Origin of the sequence: Rothia halotolerans, from assembly GCF_004136635.1 — a bacterium.
GTDB classification, from domain to species: Bacteria; Actinomycetota; Actinomycetes; order Actinomycetales; family Micrococcaceae; genus Rothia; species Rothia halotolerans.
In genome coordinates, this window is the sequence record NZ_NOIU01000001.1 from 904,356 (window position 1) to 921,980 (window position 17,625).

Below are 17,625 nucleotides of genomic sequence, written 5' to 3' on the forward strand. Positions count from 1 at the left end.
CGGCGCCGCCGCTGTCCGGGCTCCCCGGGGCCGGCGGCGTCGCACACCAGCTGTTCAGCATCCGAAGGAAAGGAATACCGTGCATCACCAGACTCTGAAGCCGTTCCCGAAGGACTTCCTGTGGTCCGCCTCCACCTCCGCGTACCAGGTCGAGGGAGCCTGGGACGAGGACGGCAAGGGCCCCTCGATCATCGACACCAAGACCGATCTGCCGGCGGGCACCTCCGACTTCACGGTGGCCTCCGACCACTACCACCGGTACAAGGAGGACGTGGCGCTGATGGCCGAGATGGGCTTCACGGCCTACCGGTTCTCCATCGCCTGGACCCGCATCATCCCCGACGGCGACGGCGAGGTGAACCCGGCCGGCGTGAAGTTCTACCACGACCTGATCGACGAGCTGCTGGCCCACGGCATCGAGCCGATCGTGACCATGTTCCACTTCGACACCCCGGCGGCGCTGAACGAGAAGGGCGGCTGGGCCTCACGGACCACCACCGACGCCTTCGTCCGCTACTCCGAGATCCTGTTCGACGAGTACGGCGACAAGGTCAAGTACTGGCTGACCATCAACGAGCAGAACATGATGATCATGCTCGGCGTGAAGCTGGGCATCATCGACGCCCTGACCGACACCCCGGAGAAGGAGCTCTTCCAGGCCAACCACAACATGTTCCTGGCCCAGGCCAAGGCCATGATCGCCAGCCACGAGAAGTTCCCCGAGAACAAGATCGGCCCGGCCCCGAACATCTCCTACGTCTACCCGGCCTCCCCGAGGCCGGAGGACGTGATCGCGGCGGACAACTTCAACGCCCTCCGGAACTGGCTCTACCTGGATCTGGCGGCTCGCGGCGAGTACAACTCCGTGGCCTGGGCCTACATGGAGGAGAGGGGCCTCGCACCGGAGATCGCCGAGGGCGACATGGAGATCCTGCGCGCGGCCAAGCCCGACTTCATCGCCTTCAACTACTACAACACCTCCACCGTGGCGGACGCGCCCTTCGGCGAGGATCCCGATGGCCGCGGCGCGGACGCCGACCAGCAGATCGCCGCCGGGGAGGAGGGCTTCTACAAGGCCGTGGACAACCCCCACCTGGTCAAGACGCAGTTCGGCTGGGAGATCGACCCGGTCGGCATGAGGATGACCTACCGCGCGATCTGGGACCGGTACCACCTGCCGCTGATCGTGACCGAGAACGGCCTCGGCGCCTTCGACGAGCTCACCGATGACGGCCGCGTCCACGACGACTACCGGATCGAGTACCTGCGCCGCCACCTCGAGCAGACCCAGGAGGCGATCTCCGACGGCGTCGAGATCCTCGGCTACTCCCCCTGGACCGCGATCGACCTGGTATCGACCCATCAGGGCGTGTCCAAACGCTACGGCTTCGTCTACGTCGACCGCACCGAGGACGACCTCAAGGACCTGGCCCGGTACCGCAAGGACTCCTTCTACTGGTACCAGGAGCTGATCGCGAAGAATGAGCTGCCCGCGGAGGACTGGAGCCCGAGCTACTGACCTCTCAGGCGGAATCGGCTCCGCGGATCGGCCCTTTTCTCCGCCGGTCGTCCGGAAAGGGCGGCCGGCGGAGGGATGGGACCGGTTCTCGGGATTTCTCAGCCCACGAAGGCCGCGTCGCGCATCCCCGCGACGTAGGCCGCCTGGCCCACGTGCTGCAGCGCGTCCTCGGACACGCTGACCAGCCGGGCCGCCCGGGTGACCGGCGGGTCCCAGTCCTCGTCGATCACGTCGTCGAGGTCCTCCGCGGTGAGAGTGCCGAGGTACGCCAGCTGGGCGTCGACCACGGCCTCGAGGTGGGAGTACAGGAGCTCGACGTCGTCCACCACGATGGACCGGGCCCGCTGGCCCGACTGGCCGAAGCCCAGCTCGTGGCGCTCGGTGCCGAGGCCGAAGCGCTCGTCGAAGCCGCGCGCCGTCCACACCGGCTCCTCGCCGGAGAGGGCGGAGATCTGCTCGTCGATCTCCCGGGCGGCATGCCACAGCAGCCACGCGATCGAGTTGTCGTGGCCCGGGTGCGCGTTCAGCAGCTCGGGGGTGAGCGAGTCCCTGAGGCCCTCCGCGGCCTCGAGGGGGCGCCGGGCCAGGTCCTTGAGAATCTCGATGGCATCCATGGTCCAACCCTACGTCCGCACTGCTCCGCACTGAACCCGTTCCAGCGGGAATCCCCAGCGGATACGCTGGATGCTCCACGCAAGCGCCCCAGGAGGATTCCATGGCCCACTACCCCGATGGACTGCCGGACGAGCTCAAGTACGCGGAGGATGAGCCCGATGAGGAGGACCCCCGTCCGATCAACTGGCAGCGGGCCGTGACGTGGGTGGTCGCGGCGGTGCTGGTGGTCGCGGTGCCGCTGGCGCTGATCCTCTCCCTCTAGGCCGGCCCGCCCTGACGGCCCTGCGTCCCCCCCCCCCCCCCCCCCCCCCCCCCCCCCCCCCGCCCCCGGGCTCCGACGCCGTCCCGCGCCCCGGAGCCTCCGAGCCTCCGAGCTCATCAGGCGCCAGGCCGCGCCCTCGTTCCCCGCGCCCCGCCCCCATCCACAGAAGCCGCCCCACCCCACCGTCCGGACGGTGGGACCGTAGACTTGATCGAGAGAACCGAGAGTTCCAGCACAGTAAGGAGCAGCGCGCGTGCGGATCCTACGCATCTTCAACAACAACGTCGTGCTGGCCTCCGACGACGCCGGCGAGCAGGCCGTCATGATCGGCCGGGGCCTCGCCTTCGGCAAGAAGAAGAACGAGGCGCTGGACCCCTCCCTCGTCGAGCGGACCTTCGTCCCGGAGACCGCCGGCGGCGACGAGCACCTGAGCGCGCTGCTCTCGGAGATCCCCGCCGAGATCCTGGCGTTGGCCACCGAGCTGGAGGAGATCGCCCGCACGGAGCTGGGCATGAGGATCTCCCACTCCTTCGTGCTGCCGCTGGCCGACCACCTGAACTTCGCGATGGTCCGCGCCCGGAAGGGCATGGGGGTCGAGTACCCGCTGAGCATCGAGGTCTCCCAGCTCTACCCGAAGGAGCTCGCCTTCGGGCAGCGCGCGGTGCGGATGGCCCGCGAGCGGCTCGGCGCGGACCTGCCCGAGGAGGAGGCCACTCCCCTCGCCCTGCACCTGGTGAACTCGCAGTTCTCCAGCGAGGACCTCGCCAAGACCTTCAAGATGACGCAGATCTTCGCGCAGATCTTCCAGATCATCTCCTCGGCCTACGGCCACGAGCTGGACCAGTCCAACCTCTCGGTCGCGCGCTTCGTGACGCACCTGCGCTACCTCTTCGTCCGCGCCGAGCAGGGCCGTCCCGCCCTGAAGAGCGACCCGACCCTTCCCGCGATCCACGAGGCCGTGAAGACCGGGTATCCGGAGGCCTACGCCTGCGCCTACAAGGTCATGCTCCTGCTGGAGATGCACGTGGGCGAGGACCTCTCCGAGGACGAGCACACCTACCTGACCATCCACATCGCCCGCCTGGCGGCGGACCTGTGGGGCGAGAGCACCACCGAGGAGCAGAGGAGCCGCCCGTGAGCGACCCGAGGAGCCGGACGTCGGCCCGCCATGCCCGGAGCGAGGCGCACGGCGCCCCCCGCACGTCCATCATCATGCCCGTCTACAACACCGCCGCCCGCGTCGTCGGCTCTATCAAGTCGGTCCTGGCCCAGACGGACCCGGACTTCGAGCTGCTGGTGATGATCGACGGCTCGCCGGACGACTCCTCCGGCGTCGTCGCCGACTTCGTCGAAGCGACGGGTGACCAGCGCATCCGCGTCTTCGACAACCCGGAGAACCAGGGCGTCTCCGCGGTCCGCAACCAGGCGCTCGACGCCGCCCGGGGCTCCTGGGTCTCCTTCATCGACTCCGACGACCGCTACCGCCCCAACTTCCTCTCCACGATGCACGCCTTCGCCGAGGCGCACGAGGCCGACGTCGTTGCCTGCGGCCACACCCTGGTCCACGCCACGGGCGAGAACCGCGACCGCTTCCGCACCCCGGCCGGCGTCTACACCGGCGAGCAGGCCGTGCTGGGCTTGCTGGAGGACCGCTTCACCCCCTACGTGTGGGACAAGCTCGTCCGCGCCAGCCTCTTCGAGGACCTCCGCTTCCCGGAGGACATCCACCGCGCCGAGGACGCCGTCCTCTCGATGGGCGTCTACGCCGGGGCGCGCCGCGCCGTCGTGATCTCGACGTCGCTGTACGAGTACACGGTGGACTCCGGCAGCCTGACCTGGGGTCGGGTGACCCCGGTGGAGCAGAGCGACCTGCTCATGGACCACCTGCGGCGGGCCGCGGGAGGGGCCGTCACGACGCCGGCCGGCCGCCGCGCCTACGACGTCTCCTGGGTCCTCACCTACCTCAACAACGCCCAGCAGGCCCTGTTCTCCGGGCAGCGGGAGGCCCGCGGGGTGATCGGACGGTGCCGGAGCCGGATCACGTGGTCCCAGACGCTGCGCGCGCTGCGCGCCCGTCCCGTGTTCGGCGCCGCGGGGGTGCTGCTGAAGACCTCGCCCGCCCTGTACCGGGCCCTCTACGGCGCATACGTGAAGCGCGCCTACGGGCTGTGAGCCCGGCGGAGAATATTCGCTCATCGCTCATTTCGCCGTCTCGGGATGCTTGCGGAGACGCAGGAGCCTAAGCTATGGGGAAACGGGCGGGGCGACCCCGTCCCGTGCGCCTACCCCACGAGGACGGAAAGCATAGGCATGCCCGGCAAATTGATGGCCTTCGACCTGGACGGAACCCTGATCTTCGATCAGAAGATCAGCAGCGAGAGCGCTGACGCGATCCGCGAGTGGCAGGAGGCCGGGAACCTGGCGGTGTGCGCGACCGGAAAGTCGCTCGCCTCCGCGCGCAAGGCGGTCGAGGGCTACGGGATCCGCTTCGACTACTACGTGCTCTACACCGGCGCCGTGGTGGCCGACGCCGAGCAGCACGTGCTCACCAGCAGCACCCTGCCCAACGGCCTGGTCCAGGACGTGGTGGGCAAGTTCGCGGACGAGCCCGACGTCGCCGTCTACGGCACCACCCTGGACACCGACGACGTCCGCTTCTACTCCAACATCCCGGACAAGACCACGGAGATCCTCCCGCATTTCCAGGCCATGGACCCCGACGAGATCCCCGAGCACGAGTTCGTCGGCGTCCCCATCTGGGTGGACGACGAGCGCAAGATCGCCGGCCTGCAGGACTTCATCACCTCCACCTACGGCGACGTGGTGGACTGCCACCGCAACCAGATGTTCCTGGACATCGTGCCCTCCAACTGCACCAAGGCCAGCGGGCTGGTCTGGCTCGACGAGCAGCACCTGGGCGGACGCTACCTGCCCTACTCGATCGGCGACTCGTGGAACGACCTGCCGATGCACGCGTGGGCGAAGCACTCGGCGTCGTTCGAGCACTCGCCCCTGGAGGTCCAGGAGGCCACGGAGACCGTGACCACCAGCGCCGCCGACTACATCCGCGAGGTCCTCGCCGAGGAGGCGGAGGAGCGCGCCGCGGACGGTGCGGGCCCCGCCTCCGACGACGCCGTTGCCCCGGCCGCCGAGACGGCGTAGGAGGCCGGCGGGCGCCCCGGCGCCCTACTCCTCCCCGTCCTTCGACTGGGAGGAGATGGTGTAGGACTCGGCGATGTCGCTGACGAAGACGCGGCCGTCCCCCGGCTGGCCGCCCTCCGACTGCGCGGTCCGGATGACCAGGTCGACCACCGCGTCCTTCTCCCCGTCCTCGACGACGATGTAGAGCATGGTCTTGGCGAGCTCGTCGTACACGACCTCCCCGACCCTGATCCCGTGCTGCCGGCCCCGGCCGATGACGTTCCATCGCGAGATCCCGGTGTGTCCGGCCTCGGCGAGCGCTACCTGCAGGGGCACGACGGCGGTGTCGCGCACGACGGCGGTGATGAGCTTCATGATGAGACCTTTCGCTTCGTTTCCGTGGACGCCGTCGGGGCCGGCCGGCCCGTCAGGCGGAGTAGACGACCTCGCCGTCCTTGAGGGTCATCTCGACCTCGAGCTCGCGCAGCCGGGCCGGGTCCATCGCCACCGGGTCCTGCGAGACGACGATCAGGTCGGCCCTCATCCCGGGCTGGATCCTGCCCTTCTCCGCCTCCTCCCCGTACTGGTAGGCCGCCCCCGAGGTCACCGCCTGCAGTGCCTCCCATGTGGTGATCCTCTGGTCCAGCCCCACCGGGCGGCCGGAGCGGCTCACGCGGTTGACCGCCGCCCACAGGGAGAGCGCCATGTCCGGAGGCGTCACCGGGGCGTCCTGGTGGAGGGTGATGCCCACCCCGCGGTCCAGCGCGGCCCGGGCGGGGGAGATGAACCGCCCCCGCCGCGGCCCGAGGTTCCGCAGGTGCACGTCGCCCCAGTAGTAGACGTGCCCGCAGAAGAACGAGGCGATCATCCCCAGGCCGGGCATGCGGTCGAGCTGATCGGCGCGCACCGTCTGGGCGTGGATCATCACCGGCCGCAGCTCCGCGAGGTCCGGGTGGTCCCGCTGCACCGCCTCCATCGCCGTGATGAACTGCTCCGAGGCGGCGTCGCCGTTGCAGTGGGCGAGGAGCTGGCGCCTCTGGGAGACCGCGAGCCGCACCCAGTCCTCGACCTCGTGGTCGGGCAGGGCGGGGTAGCCGCAGTCGCAGTGCGGGACGTCCTCGGCGGCGTCGCCGGGCCCGGTCTCCGCCGCATCCGCCTCGCCGCCGGCGTCGTCCTCCTCGTAGGGCGTGCTCAGCCACGCGGAGCGGCCCTGCGGCGAGCCGTCGAGGATCATCTTGTAGCCGCCGATCCGGACGTGGTCGCGGTATCCGGCCGCGTGCTCCGGGTGCTCGGCCACGCATTCCGGGCCGCCGTGGTTGATGACCGGGTACGCCACGACGTCGAGCGCCAGCCGGCCCTCACCCCCGGCCTCGATCAGGTCGTTCACCGAGCGGGCGCCCGCCGCGCCCTCCTGCACCGTGGTGATGCCGTGGCGCAGGTACTCGTCCTGGGCCCGCCGGATCGCCTCGGCGGGGTTCTGCGCCGCGCCGGGGATCAGCTGCATGGACTGCTCGCCGTCGGCCAGCGCCGTCGTGAAGGCGGCGATGGCGCTCATCTCCTCCGCGTAGCCGTCGGGCTCCGTCCCGCCGGGCCTCCGGCCGAACCTGCCTCCCTCGGGGTCGGGGGTGTCCTCGGTGACGCCCGCCAACTCGAGCACGGCGCTGTTGCCCACCCCCAGGTGCACGGAGGCGTGCATCACCACGATCGGCACGGTCGCGCTCACCCGGTCCAGGTCGTCCCGGTTCGGGTGGCGGCCCTCGCGCAGGAAGTTGTGGTCGTAGTTCACGCCCACCAGCGGCGCCGAGCCGGGGCCCTCACGGCGGGAGAGGCGCTCGGAGAGGGCCCCGACGATCTCGTCCACGCTCGAGGCCTCGCTCAGATCGACCATGGCCGCGAACTGGCCGTACAGGAGGAAGTGGCCGTGGGGGTCGATGAAGGAGGGCATGAGCGTCCTGCCCTCGAGGTCCACCTCGGCGTGGTCCTCGCCGATCAGCGCGACCGCCTCCGCCCGGGGACCGGCGAAGAGGATCCGGCCGTCCTCGACCACGACGGCCTCGGGGGCGTCGTCGATGTCCACCATGGTGCGGATGGTCCCTGAGTGGAAGAGCGTGCGCATCGTGTTCTCCTTGCTGCTCGATGATCCCGGCCGCCGCTGGCGCCGGGGCTGGCTGATGGTGCGGGGCGTCTCCGGAAGGCGGCTCACGGCGACTGGTTCAGCTCGCCCTCCAGGCGCTCGGCCTCTCCGCCCCTCCCCCGGCGCCGGCCGTTCCGTCTCCTGCTGAAGGAGAAGGTCCGCCGGCCGATCGACCTGGTGACGAGCATCAGGACGAAGTAGGCGAGGGTGAGGGCGGCCAGGATGCCCGCGACCGGCCACGCGGCGAGGGTCCCGGCGAACCCGGCGGCGATCGTCAGCATCGCGGGGATGTAGAGCATCTCCGGCAGGTTCATCAGCCCCATCTCCGCCATGGTGGCGGTCCTGAGCCGGGGGTCGATGATCCGGACGAGGGTCAGCCCGGTGGGCGTGGTGCCGGTCGCGGTGCCGTACAGGCCCATGGTGCGCTCGAAGTCGTGGTCGCTGCCGTAGCGCTGGCCGATCAGATAGCAGATCACGAGCGTCGCGAGGATCAGCACCGCGCACGCGAGAAGGATCGGCACCAGCCAGGCCGCGACGACGGCCAGCTGCACGGCCATGAAGGAGGCCACCACGAGGTAGTCCGAGGTGAAGCCCGTGATCTTCGCCTGCAGCTGGCTGTCCAGCAGATGGCCCAGCCCGACGCGGTTGAGCACCCAGCGAACGACCAGCGCCGCCAGCAGCCCGTTGAAGAACATGAGACCGGACATCGTGGTGCCCAGGAACCCCGGCAGGAAGGCGAAGCACCAGGAGATCCCGTGCGCCCCCAGGTAGGCGATGCCCATGAGGGCGAAGTGGAAGCCGAGGGTCTCGAAGTTCCCGGGGAAGGTGGTGACCCGCCCCATGGCCTCCCGCTGCTCCTCCCGGGGGTAGTAGCCCCTCCGGACCGAGTCGCTCAGCGGGACGCTGTGCTTGCCCAGCCCGAGGCGCATGCCCCACTTCGCCAGCGGCACCCCCACCAGGAAGGAGGCGGCGAATCCGACCGCGGCGAAGGCGAGGGCGACGGGCACCGCGCCCTCCCAGCCCTGCTGCTCGAAGATGGCGCCGAACGTGGCCGCCTGACCGGGTCCCTGCGCGAAGGCGAAGGCGGCCAGCAGCCCGTACATGGGGTCCATGTCGAACCGGCCGCCCACCAGGAACACCACCAGGAAGCCCAGCAGCGCCTGGAGGCTGAACAGGAGGGTCCACGTCAGCCCCATGGACCAGGATCCGCGCAGCAGGCCCGAGCCCCTGGCTCCCCTCGGGCCGCCCGCCCGCGGCGTCTGGGTGAGGCCGATCGAGATGAAGGCCAGGGTGAACAGCTGGGTGGTGATGCCCGCCAGCAGCTCGGCGTCCACTCCCTCGAGGAGGCGGGGGAGGCCGGCGTTCATGGCGATCGTGCCGACGAACCCGGCGATCACGGTGGCGGGGACCAGGTTGTTCCTCAGGAACGGGATCCAGCGCCTCAGGACCATGCCGACGCAGCACAGCACGCCGATCACGGAGAGCGCGAAGAGTGCGGGCATGGTCTTTCCTCTCAGGGACGATGTGTTCGTCAACACTAGCGAAGCGTCACGCAGGCGGAGGAAGACGGACCCAGCGGGTCTGTCCCCTGTGAGCGAACGCCGGGACGTCCTGATGAACCTCGACAGCAGTCCCGGCGGCAGGAGGCGCGCGCTCAGGGCACGCCGCGCGGAGGCTCCTTCCTCAGAGCACCCGCATCCACAGCAGCAGCATCGTCAGCAGGAAGCCCGCGAAGAAATTCAGCCGGAGGAAGACCCGCCAGGCGGCGCGGGCCCGCTCGCACTCCGCGTCGGGCAGGCCGATGAAGCGACCGGAGTTGACCGCGTACATGAGCGGGATGAGGGCGGCGAGGAGGCCGGCGTCGTCGCGGAAGAGCAGCAGCACCGCAGAGGCGGCGTAGAGCAGGGTCGCGAAGAGGGCGGTCCGGCCGGCGCCGACCACGGTCGCGATGGAGCCGATGCCCGCCTCCCGGTCGGCGGCGATGTCCTGGACGGCGCCGAGCGCCTGGGAGGCCATGCCCCACAGCAAGAACGCGAGGATCGGCGTCCAGAAGCCCCATCCCAGCCCGACGCCGGTCAGCGTCGCGCCGACGATCGCGGGCGTCACGAAGTGGGCCGAGGAGGTCATCGAGTCCAGGAAGGGCCGCTCCTTGAACCGCAGCCCCTTGGCGCTGTAGGCGAGCACCGCGAACAGGCTCACCGCCAGCCAGATCCCTGAGACCACGGTGCCCACGGTCCATAGATATGCCGCGAAGGGAATGACCGTGACCGCCGAGGCGCCGAGGATCCACGGGTGCAGCGGCTTGGCGAGCACGGCGCCCTCGACGCCGCCCTTGCGGGGGTTGCGCAGGTCCGACTCGTAGTCGAAGACGTCGTTGATCCCGTACATCGCGATGTTGTACGGGATGAGGAAGAACAGCGTCCCCAGCACCAGCCGCGCGTCGAACCCGCCTCCGACCAGCAGATATGCCGCCGCGAAGGGATACGCGGTGTTGATCCAGGACAGGGGGCGGGAGGAGAGGACGACGCCGCCCAGGATCCGCCCCGGACCCAGCCTCCCCGCGCTCGTGCTCCGGCTGCTCATGTGCGTCCCCTCTCCGTGCGTTCCGTCGCGGCGGTCCCCGCCTCAGAGATTCCAAGCCTGCGCCCCGCTTCCTCGCACGAGGCCGGGCCGGCCTCCGCGCCCGCAGCCCCGGCGCGCCCCGGCCCCGCCACCGTCAACGGCACCAGGATCCACGCAGCGGCCAGCGAGTAGGTGAAGTCCTCGACCGGCATGAGGCCCAGCCGGATCCCCGAGATATTCCCCTCGCTGTATGTGAACAGCCCCGACGCGATCATGATGTTGTCGAAGACGGCCGTGAGCGCCAGCAGGACCGCCGTCGTCCCACCCCAGACCGCCCAGAACCGCTTCCGGCTCGGCAGCCCGGGCCGCCCGGCCCGGAGCGCGCCCCATCCCGTGAACCCCGCCGCCACGAGCAGGAAGGGAAGGTTGATCAGCCAGTACGTCACGCGGCGTCCCTCCGGCCCAGCCGGTTCAGCAGCCCCGCGACGTCGAGCGTCAGGTAGGCGAGGAAGGCCAGGAACACCGGCTCCTCCAGCGGCAGCTCGGGCCCCAGCATCACGCCGGTCATGAACTCGGTCTCCCCGCGCAGGAAGATGCCAGTGGAGATCCCGACGACGTCCCAGGCCAGGAAGAAGACCAGCATCCCGAGGACCGCCAGCGCGCTGAAGCCCGGCCGGCGGAAGAAGGCCAGCCGGTACCTCCAGTCGAGGACCACCATGCCCCCCGCGCTGACGGCCAGGGCCGCGAGGTAGGCGAAGCCGATCATCCGAGCCTCCCCCCGCCGAGGGAGCCCGCCGGCAGCGGCCCCACGGAGACGTCGCCGCGCAGCCGCTTGATGACGTTCTCGGCGGAGATCAGGCACATGGGCAGGCCGACGCCGGGCGCCGTCGTGGACCCGGCGTAGAGCAGGCCCTCGACACGGCGGGAGGCGTTGGAGCCCCTCAGGAAGGCCGACTGCGCCAGCGTGTGGGCGAGCCCGAGGGCGTTGCCGCGCCACGCGTGGTACCGGCCCTCGAAGTCGCCGGGGCCCGCGGTGCGGCGGACGGTGACGCGCTCGGCGAGGTCGGGGATGCCGGCGCGGCGGGCGATCGTGGCTATCACGGCGTCGACGATCCGCTCCGTCTCCGCATCGCCGGGACCGTCGACGCTGCCGCGGATCCCGCCGGCGCGGGCGGGCACGGGGATCAGGAGGAAGAGGTTCTCGGAGCCCTCCGGCGCGACACCGGGATCGCTCGCGGAGGGCCGGCACACGTACACGGACTCGGAGAAGGCCCCGGGGACGACGTCGCCGCGCGTGAAGATGGCGCGGAAGTCGGGGTCCCAGTCCTCGCTGAAGACCATGGTGTGGTGCGCCAGCTGCGGCAGCTCGCCCTCCACGCCCAGGTACGCCAGCACCGTCCCGATCCCCGGGTTCCGCCGGCGCCACGTCCACTCGGGGCGGGTGCGCAGGCCCGGCGGGAGGAGCGCCGTCTCGGTGTGGTGGAGATCCGCGGCGGAGACCACGACGCCGGCCGGCAGGCTCCGCCTCGCCCCCTCGCCGGCCCGCCAGCTCACCCCGGTGACGCGTGCCCGGCGCCCGAGCAGGCGGCGCGCCCGGCCGGCCACGCCGCCGAGGCGGGGCGCCCCCTCGCGCCCGGTCCTCCCGCCATCGGCCGCCCTACCGCGACCGCCCCCGGCCAGCGGCTCGGTCTCGATCGCGGTCACCTCGGCGCCGGTCACGATCTCGACGCCGGCCTCCTCCGCGAGGCGGCGCAGCGAGTCCACGAAGGTCCCGAACCCGCCGAGGGGGTACCGGACGCCCTGGACCAGGTCGGTGTGGCTCATCAGCCCGTACATCGCCGGCGTCCGGCGCGGCTGCGAGGAGAGGAACACGGCCGGGTAGGTGAGGATCTGGCGCAGCCGGCCGTCCGAGAATCGGGAGGCCACCTCCGTGTGGAGGCTGCGGGCCAGCATGCGCACCAGCTTCGGCGCCTGCCCGGCGATTCCCGGCGCGAGGTAGGGGCCGAGCCGGGTGAAGGTCGAGTAGAGGAACGCCGAGACCGCCGTGCGGTAGGTCTCCCCGGCGTCGTCGAGGTACTCCCGGACGGCCCGGCCCGCCCCCGGCTCGATCCCCTCGAAGAGGCGCGCGACCTCCTCGGCCCCGCTGCGGACCTCCAGCGGCTCCCGCTCGCCCGAGTACACGCGGTAGGCGGGATCCAGTGAGATCAGCTCGAGCTGCTCGGCGGTGGAGGTGCCCATCAGCTCGTAGAAGTGGTCGAAGGCCTCGGGCATGAGGTACCAGGAGGGCCCGGCGTCCCAGGTGAACCCCTCCGCACGGAGGGTCCCGGCGCGGCCTCCCAGCTCCTCGCGGCGCTCCAGGAGCGTCACCTCGTACCCCTCCCGCGCCATCAGCGCGGCGGTGGCCAGGCCCGCGACGCCGCCGCCGATCACCACGGCGGGGCCGGCGGCGGGGCGGGACCCACGCTGCCGGGGACTCACGACGCATCCTCCGCCAGCGCCGGATGGCGGGTGAGGAGCTCCCGCTCCGGACCGCCCCGGCGGGCCTTGAGGACGGCGCTGGCGACGATCCTGACCTTCACGGCGTCGGGCACCCGGACCCGGGCGGTGCTCAGCCGCGCGGCGGGGGTCGCGGCGATCCGGTCCGTCAGCTCGCTGAAGAGCAGGTAGGCGGCCGTGACGCCGGTGCGCGGCGAGACCGGCAGCCCGGGCAGGCTGTGGGCGGCGATCGAGAGGTCGCGGCGGATATCCTCGACGGCCCGCGCCTTCTCCTCCTCGGAGCGCACGCCCGTGTAGTCCCGGCCCAGATCCTCGCGGTCCTCGGCGAGGTCCCGCAGGAAGTTGATCTTCTGGAAGGCGGCGCCCAGGTGGCGGGCACCGTCGCCGAGCGCCTGGCGGTGGACCGCGGTGCGCGCCGGAGCCGGACGGCCGCAGGCGGCGGCGTCGGGACCGGAGGGGCCGGCGAGGAACACGTCCAGGCACATCAGCCCGACCACCTCGGCGGATCCGTAGATGTACTCCTCGAGCCGCTCGCCGCTGTAGTCGCTGGTCTCCACGTCGGCCCGCATGGAGCGGAAGAAGGCCCGGATGTGCTCGGGGTCCAGGGAGCACTCGCGGGCGGTGCGGGCGAAGGCCTGGACCACGGGGTTGGCGGAGAAGCCGGTCCCGATCCCCTCGAAGACCTCCCGCTCGAAGCGGTCCAGCCGCTCGGCCACCTCGCCGGCGTCCAGGCCGGCCGCGGCGGCGGGACCGTCCACGATCTCGTCGGCGACCCGCACCATCGCGTAGACGTCCCGGATCCGCTCGCGCTCGGGGCGCGCGAGGAGCCGGGTGGCGGCGCCGAACGACGTCGAGTAGCAGCCGATGACGCTCGCCGCCGCGGCCCGGGACATCTCCTGGTACCGACCCAGCCCGCTCACGCCAGCGCCCCGATCCGCTCGACGCGGCGCTCGAAGCTCTCGCACGCCCGCCCCACCACGGCGGCGGTCACCGCGTGCGGGATCTCGGCCATCAGCTCGCGCACCCGGGCGACCTTGCCGAGCACGACGCCGCCCGCCCGCTCGGGCGCCCCGGAACGGGCGATCAGCTCGCGCAGCAGCGGCACGTCCGGCGCCGCATCCCGGGAGGCCTCGACGATCCGCGGCCACAGCTCGGAGTCCCGGGCGAACTCGAGGACCGTGGTGCGCCGCCCCTCGAGGAGGTCCCCGCCCTCGGCCTTGCCGGTGTGCTCCGCGGAGCCGAAGACGCCGTCCAGGTCGTCGAGGATCTGGTAGGCCGAGCCCAGCTGCTCGCCGATGGCGGTGAGGAGGGCGAGCTCGGCGTCGTCGGCCCCCGCCAGCAGGGCGCCGGCCACCAGGGGCGCCTCGAAGGTGTAGGCGGAGGTCTTCAGCGCGGAGGCCCGCGCGATGTCCTCCGAGCTGACGTCCGAGGCGCTGAGCGCCGAGTACTCGATGTCCAGGATCTCGCCGAGGGCCGTGGCGGCCACCGCGTCGTCGAGGATCTCGAGGATCCGCACCGTCGTCCGCGGGTCGACGCCGGCGTCGATGATCATGCGGTAAGCGCCGGTGATGGCCGAGTCGCCGGCGACGATGGCCACGGACTCGCCGAAGCGGCGGCGCGCGCCCTCGGTGGGGAGGTCCAGGGTCACGCCAGGACGCCGGAACGCCCCGGGCGCGCTAGCGTGGAGAGTGGGGACGCCGCGGCGGAGGGGGTCCTCGTCGATCACGTCGTCGTGGATCAAGAAGCCCACGTGCAGCAGGTCGAAGGCGGCGGCGATGCGGTGGGCGGCCTCGGCGGCGCGGCCCGTCTCGACGGCGGGCGCGTCCGGGTCCATACGGGCGCCGGCCAGCACGAGGCGGGAGCGGATGTGCTTGCCCTCCTCGCCCATGCGCCGGATGAGATCCCACACCGTTCCGGCGGCGGTGTTGAGATGCTGGGCGGCCCCCGCCCTGACCTCGGCGAACGCGGCCAACCGGGCCGTGGCCGCTGTGAGGTGGGTGGGATGCGCTGACATGTCACCATTCAACCAGCAGGGCAGCCGGCGGGGCGGGATAACGCGGCCCGGCGCCCGAGAAGGCGCCCGGCCGCGCCGGGGAGGGGCGCGCCGGGGTCCGTTGCGCCGGAAGGGGCGGAGCAGGATACCCCCAAGAACCCGCCGGCGCCCGCCGCACGTCCCTGAGCAGAAAGCCGCCGCGCAGTGGTGCCGCCGCGGACCTCTCCCCCGTAGTGTGAGAACGGTGACTGACAAGACCATCGCCGGGGTCAGCGTGCTCGTCATCGCCGACCCGGGTCTCCCCACCCGCCGCATGAAGAAGATCGAGGACGAGCTCAACGAGCGCCTCGACCAAGCCTTCGCTCCGCCTAACGGCCTCCATCTCCAGACCGAGCCGATCCGCATCCGCACGGACAACACCATCGACTTCTCGGCGGCGAGGAAGCTCGCCGATGACTACGACAGGGTCGACGTCGTCGTCCTCCTCACCGAGATGCCGCGCCACGCCGAGGGCAAGCCGCTCGTCGCCGAGCTGTTCCCCGACGAGAAGCTGGCCATCATCTCCTGCCCCACGATGGGTGCGGCCTTCCCCAAGAAGCGGCTGCGGGACCTGATCCTGAACTGCGTAGAGCAGACCCTGCCGGAGGAGCGGCGGGGGCGCATCGACCTGAAGGACCACCACTGGAGCCAGTGGGACAAGGACGACTCGACGGGCAGGTACGCGCTGCGAGCGCACACCATAACGGGCGCGCCGCGGACGATCACGGGGATGGTGCTCTCCAACGATCCGTGGCGGACCGCCCCGAGGCTCTCCAGCGCCCTCGCCGCGGCCGCGGCGGTCGGCGCCTTCGGCATCTTCTACAGCTCGATCTGGCAGATGTCCGACGCCCTCAGCCTGCCGCGCCTGCTCTCCATCGGCCTGATGGCGATCGTGCTCATGGTGCTCTGGCTGATCACCAGCAACAGGCTCTGGGACAAGCCGGTCAAGGAGAGCCTGGCCAGCGTGGTGCTGCTGTACAACCTCTCCACCGTGGTCACCCTGTTCATCTGCATCCTGGCGCTCTATCTGGCCCTGGTCCTGCTGATCTTCCTGGGCGGCCTGGTGGTCATCGACCCCGACTTCATGGCCTATCAGCTCGGCCACGAGTCGCGCTTCTCCAACTACCTGGACATCGCGTGGTTGAGCGCCGCCATGGGCGTGGTCGCCGGCGCGCTGGGCTCGAGCTTCGACTCGGCGACCGACCTGCGCCAGCTCACCCACGGCCAGCGCGAGCGCCAGCGCCGCCTCACCGAGGACGAGGAGCAGAAGGAGGCACGGAAGCAGGACGACACCCGGGACCCGAGCGAGCAGACGACCGACTCCGGCTCCGAGGACACGGAGCCGGGGTCCAGGCGCGGGCCGGACGACGGATCGGACCGGGAAGAGGCCAGCGAGTCCCCGGAGGGTGAAGAGTCGCCGGCACGCGATGACGAGTCCCCGGAGGACCGCTCGGAGGCGGACTCCGGCCGCCGCACCGACGAGAAGGGCGCCGGGAAGCCCGAGGACAGGGCCGACGAGTCGCCGCAGGACCCGGGCTCCCGCTCCGAGGCCCAGGCCGACGTGGACCCCAACGATGAGGCGGAGACGAGCCCCGAGGAGTCCGCCGAGGCCAACTCGGCGAAGGAGGGGGCCTAGGCCCGGCGGCGGCGGAGCAGGCACCCCGAGGCACGCCGCCTCGCCTCAGACCCTCTTCCCCGCCGTCGCCCCCGGCTTGAGGGAGAAGATCTCCTCGATCCGGATCAGCACGGCGGCCTTCGGGAGGCCCATCCCGCGCTCCCGGGCGAAGGCGACGGCGTCGTCCATCACGGGGCCCGATTCGTGCACCTCGGCGCGGCCGAGGAATCGGTAGCCGTCCGGCGCCTCGCGGTCGACGACGGCGACGGCCACCCTCGATCCCGCCCGGATGTTCCCCAGGTGCCGGCCCGCGGTGTTCTCGTTGAAGACCAGCGACGACTCGTCATACGCCCGCAGCGTGCGCTTCGGCCCGATGTTGGGGGTCTCGGCGTCGGTGACGGTCGCGAGGATCGGCAGCTGCGTCCTCAGCATGTCCTTCATCTCTTCGGTCAGGGTGGCGTCCACGGCTGGGCTCCTCGCTTCGGTTCTTCTTCGATGTCTCGGTCGGCGGCGGACTCTCCCCCTGCGGCAGCGGGCTCATCGCAGCCGTCCGCCGGGACGGCGCCGCCGGCCTCGCGGATCCCCTCGCGAAGCCGGCGGGCCCAGGCCCCCCACACCGCTCACATCATAAGTTCGCCTAGGCGTACTTTGCAACGCAGGATTGCCGTAGATTAAATCGCCGACCCATGGTAGAACCATATCTAGCGCCATCGGAGCGCCATGATCACAACATGTAGTAGATCCTCGGGGGAAGGTCGACGTGAACCGATCCACAGCCGTCATGGAACGCCCGGAAGCGAGCGTCCGGGAGATCCCTCCCGAGCGCTGCCCGGACCTGGTGTACTTCTCCAGCGCCTCGGAGAACACCCGCCGCTTCGTCGAGCGCCTGGAGCGTACCGCGACGCGTATCCCGCTGCGGCCGCGGATCGAGGGACGCATCCGGGTCTCCCGTCCCTACGTGCTCGTGGTCCCCACCTACGGGGGAGGCGAGCGCGCGGGCGCCGTCCCCAAGCAGGTCGGCGCGTTCCTCAACGACCCCGTCAACCGCGGCCTGCTGCGCGGCGTCATCGCCGCGGGGAACACCAACTTCGGGGAGCACTACTGCCTGGCGGGGCCGGTCATCGCCGCCAAGTGCCGCGTCCCGGAGCTGTACCGCTTCGAGCTGCTGGGCACCCGGCGCGACATCGACCGGGTCGACGCCGGCCTGGGCCGCTTCTGGGCGGAGACCGCCCTCGCAGGAAGGAACTGA

General features: G+C 71.2%; 18 protein-coding genes. 7 read left to right on the forward strand and 11 right to left on the reverse strand.

Annotated elements, in window-relative coordinates; all coding sequences use genetic code 11:
* The first annotated feature begins 79 nt into the window (after nucleotides 1-79).
* The gene (locus EWV39_RS04140) at nucleotides 80-1,519 is read left to right on the forward strand and encodes a glycoside hydrolase family 1 protein (RefSeq protein ID WP_129656991.1); all 1,440 of its coding nucleotides are present in this window, start codon (nucleotides 80-82) and stop codon (nucleotides 1,517-1,519) included.
* Between the two features lie 98 nt (nucleotides 1,520-1,617).
* Here EWV39_RS04140 and EWV39_RS04145 read toward each other — a convergent pair whose 3' ends face one another.
* Nucleotides 1,618-2,133 (reverse strand): mycothiol transferase, encoded by a 516-nt coding sequence (locus EWV39_RS04145; RefSeq protein WP_129656992.1) that lies wholly within the window; start codon nucleotides 2,131-2,133, stop codon nucleotides 1,618-1,620.
* Nucleotides 2,134-2,234: 101 nt separating this feature from the next.
* Here EWV39_RS04145 and EWV39_RS13790 point away from each other — a divergent pair, with 101 nt between their 5' ends.
* The 4 genes from EWV39_RS13790 to EWV39_RS04160 all read left to right on the forward strand — a co-directional run bounded on the left by EWV39_RS13790 (nucleotide 2,235) and on the right by EWV39_RS04160 (nucleotide 5,558).
* A complete protein-coding gene (locus EWV39_RS13790; RefSeq protein WP_165313129.1) occupies nucleotides 2,235-2,396 on the forward strand; it encodes a hypothetical protein in 162 nt (53 codons plus the stop codon).
* 253 nt (nucleotides 2,397-2,649) lie between these two features.
* Nucleotides 2,650-3,534, forward strand: coding sequence for a PRD domain-containing protein (locus EWV39_RS04150; RefSeq protein ID WP_129656993.1), 885 nt, complete (start codon nucleotides 2,650-2,652; stop codon nucleotides 3,532-3,534).
* Complete coding sequence (locus EWV39_RS04155; RefSeq protein ID WP_238148018.1) at nucleotides 3,531-4,568, forward strand: glycosyltransferase family 2 protein; 1,038 nt, start codon at nucleotides 3,531-3,533, stop codon at nucleotides 4,566-4,568. Before EWV39_RS04150 ends, EWV39_RS04155 begins: the two co-directional genes overlap by 4 nt.
* 138 nt (nucleotides 4,569-4,706) lie before the next feature.
* Nucleotides 4,707-5,558: an HAD-IIB family hydrolase gene (locus EWV39_RS04160; RefSeq protein WP_129656994.1), complete on the forward strand. Its 852-nt coding sequence runs from the start codon at nucleotides 4,707-4,709 to the stop codon at nucleotides 5,556-5,558.
* A gap of 24 nt (nucleotides 5,559-5,582) precedes the next feature.
* Here EWV39_RS04160 and EWV39_RS04165 read toward each other — a convergent pair whose 3' ends face one another.
* From EWV39_RS04165 to EWV39_RS04205, 9 genes are all read right to left on the reverse strand, one after another.
* Nucleotides 5,583-5,912: a P-II family nitrogen regulator gene (locus EWV39_RS04165; protein ID WP_129656995.1), complete on the reverse strand. Its 330-nt coding sequence runs from the start codon at nucleotides 5,910-5,912 to the stop codon at nucleotides 5,583-5,585.
* Between the two features lie 52 nt (nucleotides 5,913-5,964).
* A complete protein-coding gene (locus EWV39_RS04170) occupies nucleotides 5,965-7,653 on the reverse strand; it encodes an amidohydrolase (protein WP_129656996.1) in 1,689 nt (562 codons plus the stop codon).
* 83 nt (nucleotides 7,654-7,736) lie between these two features.
* Nucleotides 7,737-9,173 carry a sodium/glutamate symporter gene (locus EWV39_RS04175; protein WP_129656997.1) on the reverse strand — a complete coding sequence of 479 codons (1,437 nt, stop codon included), beginning with the start codon at nucleotides 9,171-9,173 and terminating at the stop codon, nucleotides 7,737-7,739.
* 181 nt (nucleotides 9,174-9,354) lie between these two features.
* Entirely contained in the window at nucleotides 9,355-10,254 is a 900-nt protein-coding gene (locus EWV39_RS04180; RefSeq protein ID WP_129656998.1) for a prenyltransferase, read from the reverse strand.
* Nucleotides 10,251-10,679 (reverse strand): lycopene cyclase domain-containing protein, encoded by a 429-nt coding sequence (locus EWV39_RS04185; RefSeq protein WP_129656999.1) that lies wholly within the window; start codon nucleotides 10,677-10,679, stop codon nucleotides 10,251-10,253. The genes EWV39_RS04180 and EWV39_RS04185 overlap by 4 nt, the downstream gene beginning before the upstream one ends.
* Nucleotides 10,676-10,999, reverse strand: a complete 324-nt coding sequence (locus EWV39_RS04190) for a lycopene cyclase domain-containing protein (RefSeq protein ID WP_129657000.1) — start codon at nucleotides 10,997-10,999, stop codon at nucleotides 10,676-10,678. Before EWV39_RS04190 ends, EWV39_RS04185 begins: the two co-directional genes overlap by 4 nt.
* Nucleotides 10,996-12,711: a phytoene desaturase family protein gene (gene crtI / locus EWV39_RS04195; protein ID WP_337589932.1), complete on the reverse strand. Its 1,716-nt coding sequence runs from the start codon at nucleotides 12,709-12,711 to the stop codon at nucleotides 10,996-10,998. Before crtI ends, EWV39_RS04190 begins: the two co-directional genes overlap by 4 nt.
* Entirely contained in the window at nucleotides 12,708-13,649 is a 942-nt protein-coding gene (locus tag EWV39_RS04200; RefSeq protein ID WP_238148025.1) for a phytoene/squalene synthase family protein, read from the reverse strand. The genes crtI and EWV39_RS04200 overlap by 4 nt, the downstream gene beginning before the upstream one ends.
* Nucleotides 13,646-14,743, reverse strand: a complete 1,098-nt coding sequence (locus tag EWV39_RS04205; RefSeq protein WP_129657001.1) for a polyprenyl synthetase family protein — start codon at nucleotides 14,741-14,743, stop codon at nucleotides 13,646-13,648. Before EWV39_RS04205 ends, EWV39_RS04200 begins: the two co-directional genes overlap by 4 nt.
* 223 nt (nucleotides 14,744-14,966) lie before the next feature.
* Here EWV39_RS04205 and EWV39_RS04210 point away from each other — a divergent pair, with 223 nt between their 5' ends.
* A complete protein-coding gene (locus EWV39_RS04210; RefSeq protein WP_337589933.1) occupies nucleotides 14,967-16,397 on the forward strand; it encodes a hypothetical protein in 1,431 nt (476 codons plus the stop codon).
* 45 nt (nucleotides 16,398-16,442) lie between these two features.
* Here the strand turns inward: EWV39_RS04210 and EWV39_RS04215 are convergent, their stop codons facing one another.
* Entirely contained in the window at nucleotides 16,443-16,841 is a 399-nt protein-coding gene (locus EWV39_RS04215) for a pyridoxamine 5'-phosphate oxidase family protein (RefSeq protein WP_202864884.1), read from the reverse strand.
* Between the two features lie 316 nt (nucleotides 16,842-17,157).
* Here EWV39_RS04215 and nrdI point away from each other — a divergent pair, with 316 nt between their 5' ends.
* Nucleotides 17,158-17,625: a class Ib ribonucleoside-diphosphate reductase assembly flavoprotein NrdI gene (nrdI, locus tag EWV39_RS04220; RefSeq protein WP_129657394.1), complete on the forward strand. Its 468-nt coding sequence runs from the start codon at nucleotides 17,158-17,160 to the stop codon at nucleotides 17,623-17,625.

What these genes read in the sequence shown, in the direction of transcription:
- EWV39_RS04160 (WP_129656994.1), top strand. Translation starts at nt 4,707, where the DNA reads ATGCCCGGCAAATTGATGGCCTTCGACCTGGACGGAACCCTGATCTTC.
- EWV39_RS04190 (WP_129657000.1), bottom strand. Translation starts at nt 10,999, where the DNA reads ATGATCGGCTTCGCCTACCTCGCGGCCCTGGCCGTCAGCGCGGGGGGC.
- EWV39_RS04165 (WP_129656995.1), bottom strand. Translation starts at nt 5,912, where the DNA reads ATGAAGCTCATCACCGCCGTCGTGCGCGACACCGCCGTCGTGCCCCTG.
- EWV39_RS13790 (WP_165313129.1), top strand. Translation starts at nt 2,235, where the DNA reads ATGGCCCACTACCCCGATGGACTGCCGGACGAGCTCAAGTACGCGGAG.
- EWV39_RS04205 (WP_129657001.1), bottom strand. Translation starts at nt 14,743, where the DNA reads ATGTCAGCGCATCCCACCCACCTCACAGCGGCCACGGCCCGGTTGGCC.
- nrdI (WP_129657394.1), top strand. Translation starts at nt 17,158, where the DNA reads ATGGAACGCCCGGAAGCGAGCGTCCGGGAGATCCCTCCCGAGCGCTGC.
- EWV39_RS04145 (WP_129656992.1), bottom strand. Translation starts at nt 2,133, where the DNA reads ATGGATGCCATCGAGATTCTCAAGGACCTGGCCCGGCGCCCCCTCGAG.
- EWV39_RS04180 (WP_129656998.1), bottom strand. Translation starts at nt 10,254, where the DNA reads ATGAGCAGCCGGAGCACGAGCGCGGGGAGGCTGGGTCCGGGGCGGATC.
- EWV39_RS04170 (WP_129656996.1), bottom strand. Translation starts at nt 7,653, where the DNA reads ATGCGCACGCTCTTCCACTCAGGGACCATCCGCACCATGGTGGACATC.
- EWV39_RS04175 (WP_129656997.1), bottom strand. Translation starts at nt 9,173, where the DNA reads ATGCCCGCACTCTTCGCGCTCTCCGTGATCGGCGTGCTGTGCTGCGTC.